Origin of the sequence: uncultured Georgenia sp. (assembly GCF_937958535.1) — a bacterium.
Taxonomy (GTDB): Bacteria; Actinomycetota; Actinomycetes; order Actinomycetales; family Actinomycetaceae; genus Oceanitalea.
Genome location: NZ_CALGNQ010000243.1, coordinates 15,150 through 33,759, shown reverse-complemented (window position 1 = coordinate 33,759; position 18,610 = coordinate 15,150). Strand labels below are relative to the sequence as shown.

Genomic DNA, 18,610 nt, shown 5'->3' with positions numbered 1-18,610 from the left:
GGCCCCGCCCCCGGCGGCCCGGCCAGGTCGTGCCAACCCGCGGAATGACGCTGTTTCGGGTGCTAGAATCGTAATCTCGCGACCAAGGAGCTTTGTCACCATGACCTTCACCGTCGGTGAGACCGTCGTCTATCCCCACCACGGAGCGGCCCAGATCGAAGCAATCTCGAAGAAGGTCATCAGGGGCGAGGAGAAGCTCTACCTCAAGCTCCGGGTGGCCCAGGGCGACCTCACCATCGAGGTGCCGGCCGAGAACGTCGACCTGGTCGGAGTGCGCGACGTCGTCGGCAAGGAAGGCCTGGAGAAGGTGTTCGAGGTGCTCCGTGCCCCCTACACCGAGGAGCCGACCAACTGGTCGCGCCGGTACAAGGCGAACGTCGAGAAGATCGCCTCGGGGGACGTCATCAAGGTCGCCGAGGTCGTGCGCGACCTCTCCCGTCGCGACCAGGACCGCGGCCTGTCCGCGGGTGAGAAGCGGATGCTCGCCAAGGCCCGCCAGATCCTTGTCTCGGAGCTCGCGCTCGCCGAGCAGACCGAGGAGGAGCAGGCCGAGGCGATGCTCGACGACGTCCTGACCTCCTGACCCACGTGCGCTGCGGCGCCGTCCTCACGGCCGCGGGCTCCGGCACCCGTCTCGGCCACGACCTGCCCAAGGCTCTCGTCCCGCTGTCTGGGACCCCGCTCGTCGTCCACGCCGCCCGCGGCCTGGCCGAGTCGGGGGTGGTGGACGCCGTCGTCGTCACCGCCCCGGCCGAGCACCTGGACGCCTTCGGCGAGCTCTTCCCGGGAGGGACGGTCCCGGGCGGATCGGTCCCGGTCCGGGTCGTCGCCGGCGGGCTCACCCGGCAGGCGTCCGTCGCCGCCGGTCTCAGCGCCCTGCCCGACGACTGCACGCTCGTCCTCGTGCACGACGCCGCCCGGGCCCTCGCCGGCGCGGAGCTGACCCGCCGGGTCGTGGCGGCACTGGCGGCAGGACGCAGCGCCGTCGTCCCCGGGGTCCCGGTCACCGACACGGTCAAACGGGTGGCGCCCACGGACGACGGCGGGGAGGTCGTCGTCGAGACGCCGGACCGCTCCGCCCTGCGCGGCATCCAGACACCGCAGGGCTTCCGGCGTGAGCTGCTCGAGCGCGCGCACCGCGCAGCGGCGGACCGGGCGCACGACGAGGCCCGCGCCGTCTCCGACGACGCGGGCCTCGTGGAGCTCCTCGGGGAGCGCGTCCACCTCGTCCCGGGCGAGACGCGGGCGCTGAAGGTCACCACGCCCGCCGACCTCGCGGTGGCGGAGCTGCTGCTCAGCCGACCTTGATGACCGAGGTGCCGCCGGCGAAGGTGTCGTGCCAGCCCTGACGGGTGGCGGTGTTGTTGTTGATCGTCACGATGATGGCGATCGCCGCGGCCAGCGAGAGAATGCCTCCGAGCCATCCCAGGAAGGGGATGACCCCGATGACGCCGAGTGCGGTCCACGCGTTGCGCTTCAGCGCCTGCTCCATGGTCGGGTTGCCCCCGCCAGGGCCCACGACCCGGAGCTTGATGAGCATCTTGCCCAACGTCTGACCGAGCTTCGCTTCCATCACGGCGAAGTAGCCGAGCGAGATCGCAGCGGAGATCAACGAGCTCAGGGCGCTCGCCCCGTAGTTGGGCCCGCCGCTCAACACGCTGCCGATCCCCACCGCGACGCCGATGACGACGCTGATGATCCCCAGGAGCACGAAGTCGATGAGCCGGGCGAGGAGCCGGTTGCCGAGGTCGGCCGGCTGCCCGACCTGGGATCCCGGCATGGGTGCCTGCGGCGCGTACGGCGGCTGCTGCCCGTAGGGGGGCTGCTGGCCGTGCGGGGGCTGCTGGGCATAGGGAGGCTGCTGACCACCCGGGGGCGGGGGAGGAGCCTGGTAGCCACCGGGAGGCGGCGGCTGCGGCGCTCCCGAGGGCTGGTGGGGCTGGCCCGAGGGAGGGCCACCGGGGTACTGCTCAGTCATGTCATCCCTTTCGTGTGGAGATTCCGCGTCATGCTAGTGAAGATTCGGCGAGAAAGGGCCTGGTCGGCCCGGGACGGCCCGGCCCGGCCGCGGCGGGTGGAGGTGAGCGTTCAGCGGGCGACGAGTGCCGTCGCGACGGCGAGCAGCCCTTCCCCGCGTCCCGTGAAGCCCAGTCCGTCGGTCGTCGTGGCGGCCAGGCTGACCGGGGCGCCGAGCGCCCGGCTCATCGCGGCGGCGGCCTCCTCCCGGCGGGGACCGATGCGCGGCCGGTTGCCGATGACCTGGACCGCGACGTTGCCGATGGTGAAGCCCGACTCGCGCACGAGCTCGGCGGTCGCGGCGAGGAACTGCGCGCCCGAGGCCCCCGCCCACCGCGGGTCGGCGGTGCCGAACCGGGAGCCGAGGTCACCCAGACCGGCCGCGGAGAGCAGCGCGTCGCACGCGGCGTGCGCGGCGACGTCGCCGTCGGAGTGGCCCTCGAGGCCGACCTCACCCGGCCACTGGAGACAGGCGAGGAAGAGGGGCCGGTCGCTGTCCGGCGGGGCGAAGGCGTGGACGTCGGTCCCGATCCCGGTACGCGGCAGCATGCTTCCAGGCTAGTCCGGCTCAGGCCGGCGGCGGCTCGTGCAGGGCGCTCTCGCTGCGCACCGTCACCCGCACCGGCAGCAGGAGGAGCAGGCCCAGGGTGAGCACCGCGAGGATGCCGAGGATGCCCCAGTACTCGGCGTCCGCCGCGGGGATGCCGCTCACCGCGGCGCCGACGGCGATGGCCACGGAGAACATCGCGGGGGCGAGGAAGCTGACGGCGCGGCCGGTGGTGGCGTACAGCCCGAAGATCTCACCCTCCTTGCCCTTGGGGATGAGCCGGGCGAGGAAGGTCCGCGAGGCCGACTGCGCCGGCCCGACGAAGACGCACAGGAGCAGACCGAGCGCCCAGAACACCGTGGTGCCGCGGTCGTGGAGGAGGAACACCCCGAAGCCGGCGAGGATCATCGCCACGAGCGAGCCGATGATCACCCGCTTGGGGCCGAGCAGGTCGTCCAGGGCGCCGAAGGCGATGGTGGCGACCCCCGCGACGAGGTTGGCGACGACGCCGAAGATGATCACGTCCCCGGTGGAGAAGCCGAAGACGGTCGCGGCGATGACCCCGCCGAAGGTGAACACCCCGGCCAGCCCGTCCCGGAAGATCGCGCTGGCGACGAGGAAGTAGACGATGTGGTGGTCCCGGCGCCACACCTCGGCGACGGACCGGAAGAGCAGCCGGTAGGAGCCGACGACGCCGAGGCGCGGCAGCCTCCCGCGGGCGGACTTGTCGTCGCGCACCGTGAGCAGCACCGGCAGGGAGAAGACGAGCGTCCAGACGGCGCAGACGAGCATGGTGACGCGGACGTCCATGCCGTTGTCCGAGGTGATCCCGAAGAGCCCCACGTCCGGGCTGATGAGCCCGAAGTAGACGATGAGAAGCAGGACGATGCCCCCGATGTAGCCCAGGCCCCAGCCCAGCCCCGACACCCGGCCGATGGTCCGGGGCGTGGACAGCTCGTTGAGCATGGCGTAGTAGTTCACCGAGGCGAGCTCGAAGAAGATGTTGCCGGCGCCGAGGAGGATGAGCCCGAGCCACAGGTAGCCCGGGTCGGGCTGGACGAAGAACAGCGCCCCGGAGATGACGACGACGGCGAGGGTGTTGACGCCGAGCCAGAACGTGCGCCGCCCCGAGCGGTCCGACCGCAGCCCGGCGACGGGGGCGCACACCGCGATGAGCGCGCCCGCGCCGGCCAGCACCCAGCCGAGCTTCTGCGACGCCCCCGGGCCGAAGGCGTCGGCGTCGGTGATGTAGACCGTGAAGACGAAGGTGGTGATCACGGCGTTGAACGCCGCTGACCCCCAGTCCCACAGGCTCCACGCGTAGACCGGCCATCCGAAGCGTCGCCCGGGCTTCGCGGGCGGCCTGGCCGTGGGGGTCTGCTGGGGTGTGCTCACGAGCGCACCGTAGCGCCCCCGGGCGTCACGCAGGTGACTTCGGGGTGTCCGGCCCTCACGCCGGTAGCCTGGGCACGTGAGCCTGCGACTTCATGACTCCGCCACCCGCTCGGACCGCGAGCTGGTCCCCCTCCGGCCGGGGCACGTCGGTATCTACCTGTGCGGTGCCACCGTGCAGGGGTCCCCGCACGTGGGTCACCTGCGCTCGGGGATCGCCTTCGACGTCCTCGTCCGCTGGCTGCGCCGTCGCGGGCTGGAGGTGACGCTCGTCCGCAACGTCACCGACATCGACGACAAGATCCTCACCAGGTCGACCGAGGCCGGCGTCCCGTGGTGGGCGTGGGCCTACCGCTTCGAGCAGGAGTTCGCCGCCGCCTACGACGCCGTCGGCGTGCTGCGCCCCACCTACGAGCCGCGCGCCACCGGGCACGTGACCGAGATGGTCGCTCTCATCGACCGGCTCGTCGAGCGCGGGCACGCCTACCGGGGCGAGGGCGCCAACGTCTACTTCGACGTCCGTTCCTTCCCCGAGTACGGCAGCCTCACCCGCCAGCGGCTGGAGAACATGACGAGCCTCGAGGAGGAGGAGGCGAGCGACAAGCGCGACCCGCACGACTTCGCGCTGTGGAAGAACCCGAAGCCGGGCGAGCCAGAGTCGGCGGCCTGGGACACCCCCTACGGCCGCGGGCGGCCGGGCTGGCACCTGGAGTGCTCGGCCATGGCCCACCGCTACCTCGGGGAGACCTTCGACATCCACGGCGGCGGCATCGACCTGCGCTTCCCGCACCACGAGAACGAGCTGGCCCAGTCGCGTGCCGCCGGCTACGGCTTCGCCCAGCACTGGATGCACAACGCCTGGGTGACCGTCGGCGGGGAGAAGATGAGCAAGTCGCTGGGCAACTCGCTCGTGGTGAGCAACGTGCTCGAGCAGGTCCCCGCCGTCGTGCTCCGCTTCGCGCTGGGCACCGTGCACTACCGCTCGACGGTCGAGTTCTCCGACGCCTCCCTCGCCGAGGCGGCGGCGGCGTGGGAGCGGCTCAGCGGATTCGTCTCCCGCGCCGTCGAACGCGTCGGGGAGGTGAGCGGGGAGGAGGTGTCCACCCGCCCGATCTCCGCGCTCCCGGAGGCGTTCGTCGCCGCCATGGACGACGACCTCAACGTCTCCGCCGCGCTCGCGGCCGTCCACGACCAGGTGCGCACCGGCAACAACGCGCTGGCCGCGGGTGAGGACAGCGTCGTGTGGCAGGCCCAGCTCCAGGTGCGCTCGATGCTCGACGTCCTCGGGCTGGACCCGCTGGCCGAGCCGTGGGTCACCGGGCGGGGCACCGACGACGCCGCCCGGGCCGCGCTCGAGGCGCTCGTGCCCGCGCTGCTCGAGGAACGGGCCGAGGCGCGGCGCACCAAGGACTGGGCGCGGGCGGACGCCCTGCGGGACCGGCTGCAGGCGGCCGGGATCGTCATCGAGGACTCACCGGACGGTGCCCGCTGGCAGCTCGTCGGGAAGGGGCAGCGCTGATGGCCGGAAGCTCCAAGCGCCGCGGAGCGGTGCGTAAGCCGGGCACGAAGAAGGGGCCGCAGGTCGGCAGCGGGGGACAGCGCCGCCGCGGGCTCGAGGGGCGCGGCCCCACCCCGAAGGCCACCGAACGCACCGGGCACCCGGCCGCCGCCCGCAAGGCCGCCGCGGAGAAGCGCAAGGCGGAGGCGGAGCGGCGGCGCAGCACTCGCAGGCCTCCCGCGGTGAGCGGCGAGCTCGTCGCGGGCCGCAACGCCGTCCTCGAGGCGGTGCGGGCGGGCACCCCGGTGGAGAAGGTGTTCCTCGCCGCCCGGGCCGAGTCCGACGACCGGCTGGGTGAGGTGCTCCTCGCCGTCACGGCCCGCCACCTGCCCCTCGTCGAGGCCACCAAGGGCGAGCTCGACCGGCTCACCGACGGCGCCAACCACCAGGGCATCGCCGTCCAGGTCCCGCCCTACGAGTACGCCGACCCGGCCGATCTCCTGACCCGGGCCGAGGGGCGGCCGCCGCTCATCGTGGCCCTCGACGGCGTCACCGACCCGCACAACCTCGGCGCCGTGCTCCGCTCGGCCGGGGCGTTCGGCGTCGACGGCGTCGTCGTGCCCGAGCGCCGCTCCGCCGGGGTCACCGCCACCGTGTGGAAGGTCTCGGCCGGTGCCGCGGCCCGTGTCCCGGTCGCCCGCGCGACGAACCTCGTGCGCACGCTGCAGGAGTACCAGAAGGCCGGCTGCTTCGTCGTCGGCCTGGACGGCCGGGCCCCCACGTCGGTCGCCGACCTCGAGCTGGCCACCGAGCCGCTCGTCGTCGTCGTCGGGTCCGAGGGCAAGGGGCTGTCCCGGCTCGTGCGCGAGACCTGTGACCTGCTGGCCGGGATCGAGATCTCCTCCCAGGTCGAGTCGCTCAACGCGGCCGTCGCGACCGGGATCACGCTCTACGAGGTCGCCCGGCTCCGCGCCCGGTAGGGGCGTACCTCGGGGCGCTCACCCTCGAGCGTGAACCGGACACCACCTCGGTGACGGCCAGGGCGGCACGCCGGGCCGTCGCCCGTCACAGCTCGTCCAGGCGGGGGAGGGAGCCGGTGTCCAGGCCCAGGACGGAGCGCTCGTCGGGGCGGTGGCGCAGCACGTTCTCCACGTAGGACTGCACCGCCTCGGGCAGCGGCACGTCGCGCTGCTGCTGCTCGGCGAGGAACCACCGGTGCTCGAGCACCTCGTGGAAGATCTCCGCCGGCTCGAGCTTCCCGCGCAGCTCACGGGGGATGGCCCGCACGGTGGGCTCGAAGACCTGGGCGAGCCAGTCGTGCGCGACGAACGCCTCGTCGTCGCCCTGCCGGTCGGTGGCGGCCCGGAAGGCGTCGAGGTCGTTGAGCATCCGGCGGGCCTGGTTCTCCTGGACGTCCAGCCCGGTGAGCCGCATGAGCCGGCGGTGGTGGTGCCCGGCGTCCACGACCTTCGGCTGGATGTGGATGCGGGTGCCGTCGATGTCGGTGGTGATGGACAGCTCACCGACGTCGTAGCCCAGCTCGTTGAGCCGGTTGATCCGGGCGGCCACCCGCCAGCGCTCGCCGGTGTCGAAGGACTCGGTCTCGGTGAGCTCCTGCCACAGCGCGGTGTACCGCTCGACGATCCGGTTGCCGACCTCGATCGTGTCGACGTCCTCGTCGAGGATCTCCCCGGCCTGGAGGTCCATGAGCTCGCCGATGATGTTGGTGCGCGCGATGTCGAGGTCGTACTCGCGCTGCCCGACGGTCAGCTCGGGTTGGAACTCACCGGTCTCGGCGTCCACGAGGTAGGCGGCGAACTCCCCGGCGTCGCGCCGGAAGAGGGTGTTCGACAGCGAGACGTCACCCCAGTAGAAGCCGAGCAGGTGCAGCCGCACGAGCAGCACGGCGAGCGCGTCGATGAGGCGGGTGGCCGTGTCCGGGCGCAGGTACTGGGAGAACAGGGCGCGGTAGGGCAGGGAGTACTGCAGGTGCTCGGTGACGAGCGCGGAGTCCAGCGGTTCTCCCTGCGGGGTCGACCGGCCGGTGACGACGGCGAGCGGCCGCACCGACGGCGCCTCGAGCCGGTTGAGGTTGCGCAGCTGCTCGTACTCGTGGAACGCCACCCGCTCGCCGATCTCCTTGACGGCGATGACGCGGCCGGAGAGCCGGACGAAGCGCACGACGTGGCGGGAGATGCCGCGGGGCAGTGCGGCGAGCACCGACTCCGGCCACTCCTCCAGGGCCAGCTCCCAGGGGAGGTCGAGGAGCGCGGGGTCCAACCGCGCCGCGGTGATCTCCAGGGACTGGGCCATCGTGCTCCTCTGACGCGCCACAGGGGCGAACCCGACAGTATCGGGTCCGCCCCTGCGGTGCTCCCGTCGGTCCGGGTGTGCCGTCAGTCGGGCAGGCGCTCACCCGTCGAGACGGCGAAGTTGTGCTGCTCACCGGGCCGGATGCGGGCGTGGATGGTCTCGCCCTTCATCGGCACGTCGCGCGGGTCGATGCGGACGATGATCTGCGACTCCCCGGCGCCGGAGGTGATGTGCTCGGCGAGCTCGCGCGAGCCGGCGAGGCGGCCGTAGACGAACGCGTCGGAGCCGAGCTCCTCGACGAGGTCGACGGTGACCGGGATGGCCCCCTCGGTGCCCTCCGAGACGCGGTCGAGTGACTCGGGCCGGAAGCCGACGATCACCTGGCCCTTGTCCTCGCTGCCGAGCGCGTCGATGGTGGAGCGGCTCAGCGGGACACGGGCCTCCCCGAGCACGGCGTGGCCGTCCTCGATGTGGAAGGTGCCGAGGTTCATCGCGGGGGAGCCGATGAACCCGGCGACGAAGACGTTGGCGGGCTTGTCGTACATCTCGCGCGGGGTGCCGACCTGCTGCAGGACGCCGTCCTTGAGCACCGCGATGCGGTCGCCCATGGTCAGCGCCTCGGTCTGGTCGTGGGTGACGTACACGGTGGTGACGCCGAGGCGCCGCTGCAGCGAGGCGATCTGGGTGCGGGTCTGGACGCGGAGCTTGGCGTCGAGGTTGGACAGCGGCTCGTCCATGAGGAACACCTGCGGCTGGCGCACGATCGCCCGGCCCATCGCCACTCGCTGGCGCTGGCCACCGGACAGCGCCTTGGGCTTGCGGTCGAGGTACTCGGTGAGGTCGAGGATCTTGGCCGCCTCCTCCACCCGCTGGCGGATCTCGGCCTTCGGCTTGCCGGCGATCTTCAGCGCGAAGCCCATGTTGTCCGCGACGGACATGTGCGGGTAGAGCGCGTAGTTCTGGAAGACCATCGCGATGTCGCGGTCCTTGGGCTGGACGTCGGTGACGTCGCGGTCACCGATGAGGATCCGCCCGGAGTTGACGTCCTCGAGCCCGGCGAGCATGCGCAGCGAGGTCGACTTGCCGCAGCCCGACGGGCCGACGAGGACGAGGAACTCGCCGTCGGCGATCTCCAGGTCGAGGGCGTCCACCGCCGGGCGTTCGGTGCCCGGGTAGATGCGTGTCGCCTTGTCGAACGTGACTGATGCCATCGTGGTTCATCCCTTCACCGGCAGGTACGTGCCGGACGATCCGTTGTGAAGAGTGTCAGGTGTCTGCCTCGACACTGGCCCGGCCGCGAAAGCCCGAGGGGGTGGCGTCAGGGCTGGTCACAGTGTCGCACATCGGCGACCATCCGCCGCGGGGTACGTGACGCAGGTCACGCCTGCTCGCGTAGCTCGACGAGGCGCAGCAGGACGGCGGTGAACTCGTCCGGGTCGGCGACGCGGTAGCCGGCGGCGGTCGGGCCGTCACCCACCTTGATCCCCACGTCGTGCGGGCCGAGGACGGCGAAGGCGTCCTCGTCGGTGACGTCGTCACCGGCGAAGAGCACGCCCTGCGGGGAGACCTCGGCGCGCAGCTCGGCGACGGCGTCCCCCTTGGTGGCGTGGACGACGGCCATCTCGACGACGTCCTTGCCCTCCTGCACGCGCAGCCCCTCGCGTGCGGCGGGGCCGGCGAGGACCGCGGCGGTGAGCTCGGCGGCGTCCTCGGGCGTGCAGCGTCGGGAGTGGACGACGACGGAGCCCGGCTTGGTCTCCACCCAGGCGCCGGGGTAGCGCTCGGTCAGCGCGGTCGCCTCACGCAGCACCTCCGCGCGCAGGCGGGCCTGCGCGTCGGTCAGCTCCAGCGGCTGGGCGACGAGGTACGGTGTGCGGTCCGGGGACAGCCCGACGTGGCCGCGCTGCGCGCCGTGGCTGCCCACGACGAGCGTGCCGGCCGGCACCTCGGCCAGGGAGACGAGAGTGTCGGCGTCGCGGCCGGAGATGAGGGCGATGTGGATGCCCGGCAGGTCGTCCAGCCGCGCGATGGCCTCGACGGCGGCCGGGGTGATCCGCGACGTCGCCGGGTCGTCGACGAGCGGGGCCAGGACGCCGTCGAAGTCGAGGGCGACGAGGACGGAGGGCAGGGCGGCGAGGTCGCGCAGCGCCCGGTCCAGCCCCTCGCCGAGGTGGCGGACGAACAGCGGGGCGTCGACGCCGGGGCCGGGGACGCCCGGGTCGTCGGTTCCGGTGGGCTCGGTCATCCGTTGCTCCTCACGTCGGACAGGGCGTTGAGGAAGTCGTCGGCCCAGCGCTGGACGTCGAACTCGATGACCCGGCGGCGCAGGGCACGCATCCGGCGCCGCCGCTCCCGCGGCTCCATCCCGATCGCCCGCATGATCGTCGCCTTGAGGCCGTCGATGTCGTGCGGGTTGACGAGGAGGGCCTGGCCGAGCTCGTCGGCAGCGCCGGTGAACTCGCTGAGGACGAGGACGCCGCCGAGGTCGCGGCGGGCGGCGACGTACTCCTTGGCGACGAGGTTCATGCCGTCACGCAGCGAGGTGACGAGCATGACGTCGGCGGCGAGGTAGAGCGCGGCCATCTCCTCGGCCGGGTAGGAGTGGTGCATGTAGTGGACGGCGGGCCGGCCCAGGACGCCGTAGTCGCCGTTGATGCGCCCGACCGTCACCTCGATCTCGTCGCGCAGCTGGCGGTACTGCTCGACCCGTTCGCGCGAGGGGCTGGCGATCTGGACCAGGGTGGTCTCGGGCGGGGTGACCCGGCCGTCGGCGAGCAGCTCGCCGAAGGCCTTGAGCCGGTGCCGGATGCCCTTGGTGTAGTCGAGCCGGTCGACGCCGAGCAGCAGCACGTCGGGGCTGCCGAGCTCGCGGCGGATCTCGACGGCGCGCTGCTGGACCGGCTCGCTGGCGGCGAGCTCGTCGAAGGAGCGGGTGTCGATGGAGATGGGGAAGACGTCGGCGCGGATCCGTCGCTCGGGGCGCGACCAGCGGGCGCCGACCGTGACGGTGCGGCCCTTGGTGGTCAGCGGGGTCAGCCGCCGCACGGCCCGCATGAAGTTCGCGGCGTCGGAGGAGCGCTGGAACCCGATGAGGTCGGCCCCGAGCAGCCCCTCGACGACCTGCCGTCGCCAGGGCAGCTGGGTGAAGATCTCCACCGGCGGGAAGGGGATGTGGTTGAAGAACCCGATGCGCACGTCGGGGCGCAGCATGCGGAGCACCGCGGGCACGAGCTGGAGCTGGTAGTCGTGCACCCACACGGTGCCGCCCTCGGCGACGGCCTCGGCGGCAGCGGCGGCGAACCGGCGGTTGACGGCGACGTAGGCGTTCCACCAGTGCCGGTGGTACTCCGGGGGGACGATGACGTCGTGGTAGAGCGGCCAGAGCGTGCCGTTGGAGAAGCCCTCGTAGTAGTTGGCGACCTCGTTCTCGCTGAGCGTCACCGGCCACACCCGGATCCCGTCGGCCTCGAACGGGTCGAGGGAGAGGTCCGGGCTGCCCGCCCAGCCGACCCAGGCGCCCTCGTGCTGCCGCATGACCGGGGCCAGCGCGGTGACGAGCCCACCGGGTGAGCGGGTCCAGTCGACGGACCCGTCGGGGTCGACGGTGATGTCGACGGGGAGTCGGTTGGCGACGACGACGATCGAGTGCTCACCTGCTGGCATGGGACGTTCTGACCTCCTGAAGGGACTGAGGCCGAGGCTACCCGGGGCGGGAGGGCCCGGCATGGGAAGCAGTCTCCGCAGGGGTGAGGCCAGGCCCGCTGGGTAGGTTGGGCGCATGCAGGGCATCGAGGGCTACCGGCTCCTGCGGCGCATCGGCGCCGGCGGGATGGGCACGGTGCACGAGGCGCTCGACGCCGACGGCAACCGGGTCGCCGTCAAGGTGCTCCACCCGGCGATCGCCGCCGACCCGGCGGCGCGGGAGCGGCTGCGGCGCGAGGTCGCCCTGCTCCACCGGGTGCGGGGCCAGGGCGTGGCCCGGGTGCTGGACGCCGAGGTCGACGGCGTCACCGCCTTCGTCGTCACCGAGCTCATCGACGGCCCCACCCTCGAGGAGGAGGTGCGCGAGAACGGGCCGCTGGAGCCGGACGAGCTCGCCGGGCTGGCCCACGGGCTCGCCGACGGGCTGCACGCCATCCATACCGCGGGCGTGGTGCACCGCGACCTCAAGCCGGGCAACGTCATGCTCTCCCCGGACGGCCCGGTCATCATCGACTTCGGCATCGCGCAGGTGGCCGACGACGTGCGGCTCACCCAGACCGGGCTGGTCACCGGCACCCCCGGGTACCTCGACCCCGACGTCATCGCCGGCAATGACCCCGGCCCGGCGGGGGACTGGTGGGCGTGGGCCGCCGTGCTCACCTTCGCCGCCACCGGCCGCCCGCCGTTCGGCCGTGGCGGCATGGCGGCGGTCGTCGCCCGGGTGAGCAGCGGCGTCGTCGACACCGAGGGGCTGCCGCCCCTGCTGGCGACGGTGCTGCGGGCGGCACTGGACCCCGAGCCCGCCCGCCGGCTGCCGCCGACGGAGGTGCTCGCCGCGCTCGACGGGGAGTGGGACCGGCCCGCGCTGACCGCGCTGCTCGCTGCGCCCCCCGAGCCGAGCACGCGCACCGATGTCCTGCCCGCCGCTGTCGCCGGACCCGCGCTGGACGCCACCCGGACGCTGCCCCCGGTCGCCTCGGAGCCGGTGCCTGCGCCCTACTCGCCACCGGCGCACCACGAGCCGCCGCCGGCGTCCTACGAGCCGGTGCCGGGGTCCTACGCCCCCGCGTACGAGCACCCCCAGCCGCTCGGGGAGCCGTGGCCGCAGCCGCCGGCCGCCGGGCAGCCGGTCGCGCCGCCCCCGTACGGGTGGCAGGTCCCGGGGGCGGAGGGACCACCGCCGTGGGCGCTGGCCCCGCCGTCCCGGCGACCCACGGTGGCGGCCCTGGGCATCGGGCTGAGCGCGCTGGCGATGGTGGTGCCCGGCGGCTGGGTGGTCGGTGCCGTCGCCCTCGTCGTCCTGCTCGGGACGCTGGGCAGAGGGAACCAGCGGCTGCGGGCCTCCCGGCTGCGGCGCGGGCCCCGGCGCACCGACGTGGCCCGGGCCTGGCTGGGCGCACCGGTCCACCTCCTGTGGGCGGTCCTCACCACGCTTCCCGGACTGCTCCTCGGCGCCGTCGTCGCCGGCGGCGGCTGGTGGGTGGCCCACGCCGTCGGCTCCCCGCCCGCCGAGCTGCACCCGTGGCTGCTGTGGGCGGCTGCCGTCCTGGGGCTCGGGCTCATGTGGGCGGCACCGCCCTCCGACCCGGCGCGGGAGGGTGCCCGACTCCTGCTCGGGGCGCTGCCGCGTCCCGTCCGGGGCGGCCTGGTGCTCGCCGCGCTGGCGACCGCCGGGGTGGTGGTCGGCGTCGTCGTCCTCGGTACGGCACCCGAGCCGATCTGGGCGCCGCTGCCGACGCTGCCCTGACCGTGAGATCCCGCGCCCAGGTCGTCGCCACGCGGCCCGTCTCCCGCGTACTCTGACCGGGTGCACCGCTCGCGCTCCGACCTGCGGCCCGGCCTGCTGCTGGCCGTGGCCGCGCTGCTGCCTGCGCTCGCGGCGGTGCTCAGCGGTGCCGTGCACGTCACCCGGTGCGTCTCCGTGCCCGGGGGCCTGGCGCAGATCGGGCTCAACCTCGCCCTGCTCCGGCCCACCGCGGAGTGCCCGACGACCGGGCTCGCGCTGGGCGGGGAGAGCGAGCAGGTGCTCGCCGTCGTCGTCATGCTCACGGTGCCGATGCTGCTCCTCCAGGTCGGCGCGGTCGCCGGGACCTGGGGCGTCGTGGCCGCCGTGCGCCGGGCACTGCGCCGGCTGGCCCTGGTCGGCCCGTGGCGGCGGCTGCCCGCGGCGTCACCGCTGGTGCTGCCGGCGCGGCGGGTCTCCGCCGTCGGTCGCCTGGTGCTGCGGGCGCGCTGGACGCCCGGCACGGTCCGGCTGCTGCGCGGCCCGCCGGCGGTGCTGCCGGCCTGAGCGCCTGCCCGTCCGCACGGGCACGTGCTGCCGGCTCCGACGGCGGACCCCAGACTCGGCGCACTGCGCCACAGACCCAGGAGAACAACCATGTCCAGTGCCAAGCTGAGCAAGCAGGACCGGCGGGAGGCCGCCCGCGAGCAGGCGCGCAAGCTGCGTGAGCTGCAGAAGCGTCGCGAGCGGCGCAACCGCATCCTCATCATCACCGGTGTCGTCGTGTTCATCGGCATCGTCGCCGCCGCCCTCATCTCGATCATCACCGCGGGCAACCGTCCGCCGCTCGACGGTGTCGACGAGCGTCCGGCCGGCGCCATCGCGAGCGGCGCCATCCAGGTCGGGGCCGACGGGGTGGGATCGGTGAGCGAGGGCGCACCCGTCGTCGACCTCTACCTCGACTACCTGTGCACGCACTGCGCGAACTTCGAGGCCATCAACGGCGGGGTGCTCGACGAGCTCGCCGCCGCCGGTGAGGCCACCGTCAACTACCACCCGGTGGCGTTCATCGGTGGCTCGGACTTCAACATCCGCGCGGCGAACGCCCTGGCCGTCGTCGCGACCGAGTCCCCGGAGCACTTCGGGGAGTTCAACACCCAGCTCTTCGCCGCCCAGGGTGAGGGCGGGGCGACACCGCTGAGCAACGACCAGATCGCCGACGTCGCCCGTGAGGTCGGGGTGCGGGAGGAGGTCGTCGAGACCTTCCCCGACGGCCGCTACAACGACTGGGTGCAGGGCGTCACCGAGCAGGCCCAGCGCGACGAGATCCGCGGCACCCCCACCGTGCTCATCGACGGTGAGGAGTTCCTCGGCTGGACCCAGCCCGGCGCGCTGGAGCAGGCCATCCGCGACGCCGCCTGACCCTGTCCGGCCCGCGGCCGCGGTCCCGGCGTGACCGGGGCACCCGCGGGATCTGGCAGACTTCTCGGGGCGGGGCCCCACCGGCCCCGCTCCGTGGACCGGCTCCGCCGGTCCGCCCGCCGCCTTAGCTCAGCTGGTAGAGCACCCGCCTTGTAAGCGGACGGTCGTCGGTTCGAGTCCGACAGGCGGCTCCGACCGGTCGTCCGACGGTGGTCGACGTCAGCACGACCTCCCCGGAGTGGTCAGCCCGCCGTGACGACGGCGGCGGTGGCCACCACGGCCGTGGCGGTGAGGCCGGCGACGACGGCAAGGGTGCGGCGACGTGACGCGGTGGTCATGGCCGGGACGACGGCCGCCGCGGCGTCGTCGATCCCCGCCCGGCCTATGAGATCGGCCACCCCTCGAGACGGCCAGGGGCCGACGAAACGGCTCTCTGCCGCCACTTCCCCGCCGCCCGCAACCCGGACGGCATCCCCGCCGGCCCGACGGCATCCGCATGATGCAGGACATGGGCAGGTTGACGAAGCACGCCGCGGCCGTGGCGGGCGCGGTCCTCGGGATGACGCTGCTGGCCACGCCGGCCTCCGCCAAGGGCGGTGAGGTCGGCGACGGTACCGACCGGTTCGAGCTCACCAACGGGTGGCAGGGCCGCACCGACCTCGCGTTCACCTACGGCCGCACCGGCGACCAGGTGTACGTCGGCGACTGGAACGGCAGCGGCACCGACACGCTCGCGGTGCGCCGCGGCGCGACCTACCACGTCCGCAACAGCCTCTCCGGCGGACCGGCGGACCGGGTGGTCACCTACGGGCGAGCCGGTGACACCGTGCTCATGGGCGACTGGGACGGCGACGGCGTCGACACCCCGGCCGTCCGGCGGGGCAACGAGTACCACGTCAAGAACAGCCTGCGCGGCGGGGACGCCGATGTCGTCATCCGCTACGGCCGCCCCGAGGACACGGTGCTCGTGGGCGACTGGGACGGCGACGGTCGCGACACCCTGGCGGTGCGCCGCGGCAGCACCTACCACGTCAAGAACTCCATCGCGGGCGGTGACGCCGACGTCGTCGTCAGCTACGGCCGGGACGGGGACGAGGTGGTCGTCGGCGACTGGGACGGCAGGGGCGGGGACAGCCTCGGGGTGCGCCGCGGCAACACCTTCCACATGAAGAACTCCATCGCGGGCGGTGACGCGGACATCGTCATGACCTACGGCTCGGACTACTTCCCGGTCCTGGTCGGGGACTGGGACGGCGACGGCGCCGACACCGTCGGGCTGCGCATCGCCATGCCACCGGCGGACTCCTCGCCGGTGACGACGATGGACGAGTACGACCGCCGGCTGCTCCAGCTCATCAACGCCGAGCGCATCTCCCGCGGCCTGGCCCCGGCCCAGGAGTGGCCTGCGCTGCGGGCCGCCGCCCTGCGCCAGTCGCACCGCATGGTCGGCCTCGGCCGGATCGAGCACGCCGGCTGGGACACCATCACCTCCGAGGCCGACGCCGTGGGCTGCGCACCCGCCTCCGAGCTGCTCGTCCGCACGTGGCAGCGGCCCGGCCAGGCCCCCGACCCGCAGGCCGCCCTGGACTGGTACCTCGGCAGCGACGGCCACCGGCCCTACATCCTCCACCCCGAGTACCGGTACGTGGCCTCGGGGACGGTCGAGGCAGGCAGCTACGTGTACAACACGCTGCGCTGGTCGCGCGACTGCCGCTGACCGGGCCCGGTCCCCTCGGAACGGCCGTCAGGCGGGACGGTCGCGCCGCAGCACGACGGCGGTCGCGTCGTCGTCGGAGGCCGGGTCGCGGACCGCGGCGATGACGGCGTCGAGGTCGGCGGCGAACGGGCCGGTGAAGGCGAGCCGCAGCCGCTCCAGGCCGTCCGGCAGCGGCACCCCGCGCTGCTCGACGAGCCCGTCGGTGAAGATGACCACCCCGCCCCCGGCCGGGATGTCCAGGGTGCCGGGCACCGGCTCCTGCGGGACGAACCCGATCGGCAGCGTGCCGGTCACCGGCGGCCAGGACGCGCTGCCGTCCGGGCCCAGCGCCAGCGGCGGCAGGTGACCGGCCCGGACGTACTCCAGGCGGCCGGTCGCCGGGTCGAGCACCGCGACGAGCACGGTGGCCATCTCCCCGGCCAGCGTGCTCTTGGCGAGCAGGTCGAGTCCCGCGGCCGCCCGCGCCGGCGAGCCCTCGTGCATGAGCAGCCCGCGCAGCGCGTTGCGCAGCTGGCCCATCGTCGAGGCGGCGGTCATACCGTGCCCCGCGACGTCGCCGACGACGACGGCGAGCCGCCCGTCCGGCAGCGTGAGGACGTCGTACCAGTCGCCACCGACCCGCCCGCCGTCCCCGGGGGAGTAGCGGGCCTCGATGGTCCAGCCTGCCGCCTGCGGCAGCGTCTCGGGCAGCGCAGTGCGCTGGAGGATCTCGGCGGCGCGGCTGTCGGCGAGCCCGCGCAGATAGAGCGCCTCGACGGCGTGCCGGCGCAGCACGGTCGCGGTCTCCCGCTGCTCCTCGGTCCACGGCAGGCTGGAGCCGCGCACGGTCTCGCGCCAGCGCTCGAAGGACTTGCGCGGGGAGAGACGCACGGAGTCCCCCTCCCGGCGGGCGATCGCCTTGTTGTGCGGGTCGCCGCCCCAGTCGACCGAGCGGGCCACCTCCCGCCGCAGCCAGACGAGGGCGTCGCCCTCGGCGAGGTTGAGCACAAGGGCACCGGCGACGTCGGGAACGGCGGCGGCGAGCTCGGGTGCGTCCCGGGCGAGGGACTCGGTGGCCGTCACCTCCGCTCCGGTGGCGGTGGCCCAACGCAGCACCGCCTCCGGGTCGGCCGGGGCCTCACCGGCGCACGCGGTGCGCCCCTGGGCGCGCACGACGACGCCGTCCGCCGCCATGATCGCGAGCAGCGCCGGCTGGCGGACCAGTGCCTCGGTGAGCGGCAGGCCCTCGTCGCGGGTCGCGGCGACCAGCCCCGCCAGCTCCCGTGCCACCCGGTGCGCGGCGGCGAGCCGGTCCTCCTCGACCTGGGCGACGAGCCGCACCGAGAGCACCGACCCGAGGAACTCCGCGGCGGCGCGGATGCCGTGCGGCGGGGCGTGCGGCCCGGAGTAGTGGTGGCAGGCGATGAGCCCCCACAGCGCGCCGTCCTTCAGCAGCGAGATCGACATGGAGGCGGTGACGCCCATGTTGCCGAGGTACTCGATGTGGATCGGGGAGACCGAGCGGAGGACGGCGTGGGTGAGGTCGAGCGGCGCCCCGGTGACCGGGTTGAGGCTGGGCACGAGCGGGCTGGGGGTGTAGCCGACGTCGGAGATGAGCCGGATCCAGTTCTTCTCGTACAGCGCCCGCGCCTGGGCGGGGATGTCGGTCGCGGGGTAGTGCAGGCCGAGGAACGCGTTGAGGTCCGCCCGCTTCGCCTCGGCGACCACCTCACCGTTGTGGTCGGCGTCGAAGCGGTAGACCATGACCCGGTCGAACCCGGTGAGCCGGCGCACCTCGCGGGCCGCGACGTCGTAGAGCTCGGTGAGCGAGCGGGCCCTGCTGAGCGCGGCGATGCTGCCCCGCACGTGCTGGTAGGTGTCGGTGTACGTCAGCGGCTGGGCGCCCTGGGCCGGCTCGAGCTCCACGGCGAGGAGGTCGGTCCCGGGCGGGTGGTGGAGGAAGGCGTCCCACGGCGTGCCGTCGGGGAGGCGGAGGAGGACCGGGTGGTCCCGGACGTCGCCGGGCGCCGCGGCGTGGGCGACGACAGCGGCCGCCGCCGCGGTGCCGAGGACCTCACCGAGCGGGTGGCCGAGGACATCGTCGACGCCCCGGCCGAGGAGCTCGGCGACGTTCGCCGTCACCTGGACGACGACGTCGTCGTGGACGACGAGCAGGACGCCGCGGGGCTGGACCGAGCCGGGGATGTGGATGGGTTCGCGGGCGCAGTTGTCGAGGTCGACGGGCTCGTCGGGGGCCAGGGTCGGCTCCATGGGTCTCCTGTCGTGTGGACTCCCAGTGTG

Annotated in this window: 17 protein-coding genes and 1 tRNA gene; 9 read left to right on the top strand and 9 right to left on the bottom strand. The window is 73.6% G+C overall.

Annotation, left to right across the window (positions count from 1 at the left end; all coding sequences use genetic code 11):
- The first annotated feature begins 100 nt into the window (after positions 1-100).
- Both Q0195_RS12830 and ispD read left to right on the top strand, forming a co-directional pair.
- The gene (locus Q0195_RS12830) at positions 101-583 is read left to right on the top strand and encodes a CarD family transcriptional regulator (protein WP_299279167.1); all 483 of its coding nucleotides are present in this window, start codon (positions 101-103) and stop codon (positions 581-583) included.
- 5 nt (positions 584-588) lie between these two features.
- Positions 589-1,308, top strand: a complete 720-nt coding sequence (ispD, locus tag Q0195_RS12825) for a 2-C-methyl-D-erythritol 4-phosphate cytidylyltransferase (protein WP_299279165.1) — start codon at positions 589-591, stop codon at positions 1,306-1,308.
- On the opposite strand, the gene Q0195_RS12820 is transcribed toward ispD, so the two are convergent.
- From Q0195_RS12820 to Q0195_RS12810, 3 genes are all read right to left on the bottom strand, one after another.
- Complete coding sequence (locus Q0195_RS12820) at positions 1,295-1,780, bottom strand: RDD family protein (protein WP_299279163.1); 486 nt, start codon at positions 1,778-1,780, stop codon at positions 1,295-1,297. The genes ispD and Q0195_RS12820 overlap by 14 nt on opposite strands.
- A 308-nt stretch (positions 1,781-2,088) precedes the next feature.
- Positions 2,089-2,565, bottom strand: coding sequence for a 2-C-methyl-D-erythritol 2,4-cyclodiphosphate synthase (gene ispF, locus Q0195_RS12815; protein WP_299279161.1), 477 nt, complete (start codon positions 2,563-2,565; stop codon positions 2,089-2,091).
- Positions 2,566-2,584: 19 nt separating this feature from the next.
- Positions 2,585-3,958 (bottom strand): MFS transporter, encoded by a 1,374-nt coding sequence (locus Q0195_RS12810; protein WP_299279159.1) that lies wholly within the window; start codon positions 3,956-3,958, stop codon positions 2,585-2,587.
- Between the two features lie 76 nt (positions 3,959-4,034).
- On the opposite strand from Q0195_RS12810, the gene cysS reads away from it, so the two are divergent.
- Complete coding sequence (cysS, locus tag Q0195_RS12805; RefSeq protein ID WP_299279158.1) at positions 4,035-5,474, top strand: cysteine--tRNA ligase; 1,440 nt, start codon at positions 4,035-4,037, stop codon at positions 5,472-5,474.
- Positions 5,474-6,433 (top strand): 23S rRNA (guanosine(2251)-2'-O)-methyltransferase RlmB, encoded by a 960-nt coding sequence (gene rlmB, locus Q0195_RS12800; RefSeq protein ID WP_299279156.1) that lies wholly within the window; start codon positions 5,474-5,476, stop codon positions 6,431-6,433. Before cysS ends, rlmB begins: the two co-directional genes overlap by 1 nt.
- Before the next feature lie 85 nt (positions 6,434-6,518).
- Here rlmB and Q0195_RS12795 read toward each other — a convergent pair whose 3' ends face one another.
- The 4 genes from Q0195_RS12795 to Q0195_RS12780 all read right to left on the bottom strand — a co-directional run bounded on the left by Q0195_RS12795 (position 6,519) and on the right by Q0195_RS12780 (position 11,429).
- Positions 6,519-7,766 carry a DUF4032 domain-containing protein gene (locus Q0195_RS12795; protein ID WP_299279154.1) on the bottom strand — a complete coding sequence of 416 codons (1,248 nt, stop codon included), beginning with the start codon at positions 7,764-7,766 and terminating at the stop codon, positions 6,519-6,521.
- Positions 7,767-7,849: 83 nt separating this feature from the next.
- A complete protein-coding gene (gene ugpC / locus Q0195_RS12790) occupies positions 7,850-8,977 on the bottom strand; it encodes a sn-glycerol-3-phosphate ABC transporter ATP-binding protein UgpC (RefSeq protein WP_299279152.1) in 1,128 nt (375 codons plus the stop codon).
- 167 nt (positions 8,978-9,144) lie between these two features.
- Positions 9,145-10,011 carry a trehalose-phosphatase gene (gene otsB, locus Q0195_RS12785; RefSeq protein WP_299279150.1) on the bottom strand — a complete coding sequence of 289 codons (867 nt, stop codon included), beginning with the start codon at positions 10,009-10,011 and terminating at the stop codon, positions 9,145-9,147.
- A complete protein-coding gene (locus Q0195_RS12780) occupies positions 10,008-11,429 on the bottom strand; it encodes a trehalose-6-phosphate synthase (protein ID WP_299279148.1) in 1,422 nt (473 codons plus the stop codon). Before Q0195_RS12780 ends, otsB begins: the two co-directional genes overlap by 4 nt.
- Positions 11,430-11,544: 115 nt before the next feature.
- Between Q0195_RS12780 and Q0195_RS12775 the strand changes: the two genes are divergently transcribed.
- The 4 genes from Q0195_RS12775 to Q0195_RS12760 all read left to right on the top strand — a co-directional run bounded on the left by Q0195_RS12775 (position 11,545) and on the right by Q0195_RS12760 (position 14,804).
- Positions 11,545-13,215, top strand: a complete 1,671-nt coding sequence (locus Q0195_RS12775; protein ID WP_299279146.1) for a serine/threonine protein kinase — start codon at positions 11,545-11,547, stop codon at positions 13,213-13,215.
- Positions 13,216-13,275: 60 nt separating this feature from the next.
- Positions 13,276-13,758, top strand: coding sequence for a hypothetical protein (locus tag Q0195_RS12770; protein WP_299279144.1), 483 nt, complete (start codon positions 13,276-13,278; stop codon positions 13,756-13,758).
- 90 nt (positions 13,759-13,848) lie between these two features.
- The gene (locus Q0195_RS12765) at positions 13,849-14,613 is read left to right on the top strand and encodes a thioredoxin domain-containing protein (RefSeq protein ID WP_299279142.1); all 765 of its coding nucleotides are present in this window, start codon (positions 13,849-13,851) and stop codon (positions 14,611-14,613) included.
- A 118-nt stretch (positions 14,614-14,731) separates the two neighbouring features.
- Positions 14,732-14,804: transfer RNA gene (locus tag Q0195_RS12760), tRNA-Thr, on the top strand.
- Positions 14,805-14,855: 51 nt separating this feature from the next.
- Here Q0195_RS12760 and Q0195_RS12755 read toward each other — a convergent pair.
- Positions 14,856-15,011, bottom strand: a complete 156-nt coding sequence (locus tag Q0195_RS12755) for a hypothetical protein (RefSeq protein WP_299279140.1) — start codon at positions 15,009-15,011, stop codon at positions 14,856-14,858.
- Between the two features lie 110 nt (positions 15,012-15,121).
- Here Q0195_RS12755 and Q0195_RS12750 point away from each other — a divergent pair, with 110 nt between their 5' ends.
- The gene (locus tag Q0195_RS12750) at positions 15,122-16,330 is read left to right on the top strand and encodes a CAP domain-containing protein (protein WP_299279138.1); all 1,209 of its coding nucleotides are present in this window, start codon (positions 15,122-15,124) and stop codon (positions 16,328-16,330) included.
- Between the two features lie 27 nt (positions 16,331-16,357).
- Here Q0195_RS12750 and Q0195_RS12745 read toward each other — a convergent pair whose 3' ends face one another.
- On the bottom strand, positions 16,358-18,580 hold the full coding sequence (locus tag Q0195_RS12745; RefSeq protein ID WP_299279136.1) for a SpoIIE family protein phosphatase: 2,223 nt from the start codon (positions 18,578-18,580) through the stop codon (positions 16,358-16,360).
- Between the last annotated feature and the right edge of the window lie 30 nt (positions 18,581-18,610).

What these genes read in the sequence shown, in the direction of transcription:
- Q0195_RS12830 (WP_299279167.1), top strand. Translation starts at nt 101, where the DNA reads ATGACCTTCACCGTCGGTGAGACCGTCGTCTATCCCCACCACGGAGCG.
- Q0195_RS12820 (WP_299279163.1), bottom strand. Translation starts at nt 1,780, where the DNA reads ATGCCGGGATCCCAGGTCGGGCAGCCGGCCGACCTCGGCAACCGGCTC.
- ispF (WP_299279161.1), bottom strand. Translation starts at nt 2,565, where the DNA reads ATGCTGCCGCGTACCGGGATCGGGACCGACGTCCACGCCTTCGCCCCG.
- rlmB (WP_299279156.1), top strand. Translation starts at nt 5,474, where the DNA reads ATGGCCGGAAGCTCCAAGCGCCGCGGAGCGGTGCGTAAGCCGGGCACG.
- Q0195_RS12795 (WP_299279154.1), bottom strand. Translation starts at nt 7,766, where the DNA reads ATGGCCCAGTCCCTGGAGATCACCGCGGCGCGGTTGGACCCCGCGCTC.
- ugpC (WP_299279152.1), bottom strand. Translation starts at nt 8,977, where the DNA reads ATGGCATCAGTCACGTTCGACAAGGCGACACGCATCTACCCGGGCACC.
- otsB (WP_299279150.1), bottom strand. Translation starts at nt 10,011, where the DNA reads ATGACCGAGCCCACCGGAACCGACGACCCGGGCGTCCCCGGCCCCGGC.
- Q0195_RS12780 (WP_299279148.1), bottom strand. Translation starts at nt 11,429, where the DNA reads ATGCCAGCAGGTGAGCACTCGATCGTCGTCGTCGCCAACCGACTCCCC.
- Q0195_RS12775 (WP_299279146.1), top strand. Translation starts at nt 11,545, where the DNA reads ATGCAGGGCATCGAGGGCTACCGGCTCCTGCGGCGCATCGGCGCCGGC.
- Q0195_RS12765 (WP_299279142.1), top strand. Translation starts at nt 13,849, where the DNA reads ATGTCCAGTGCCAAGCTGAGCAAGCAGGACCGGCGGGAGGCCGCCCGC.
- Q0195_RS12750 (WP_299279138.1), top strand. Translation starts at nt 15,122, where the DNA reads ATGGGCAGGTTGACGAAGCACGCCGCGGCCGTGGCGGGCGCGGTCCTC.
- Q0195_RS12745 (WP_299279136.1), bottom strand. Translation starts at nt 18,580, where the DNA reads ATGGAGCCGACCCTGGCCCCCGACGAGCCCGTCGACCTCGACAACTGC.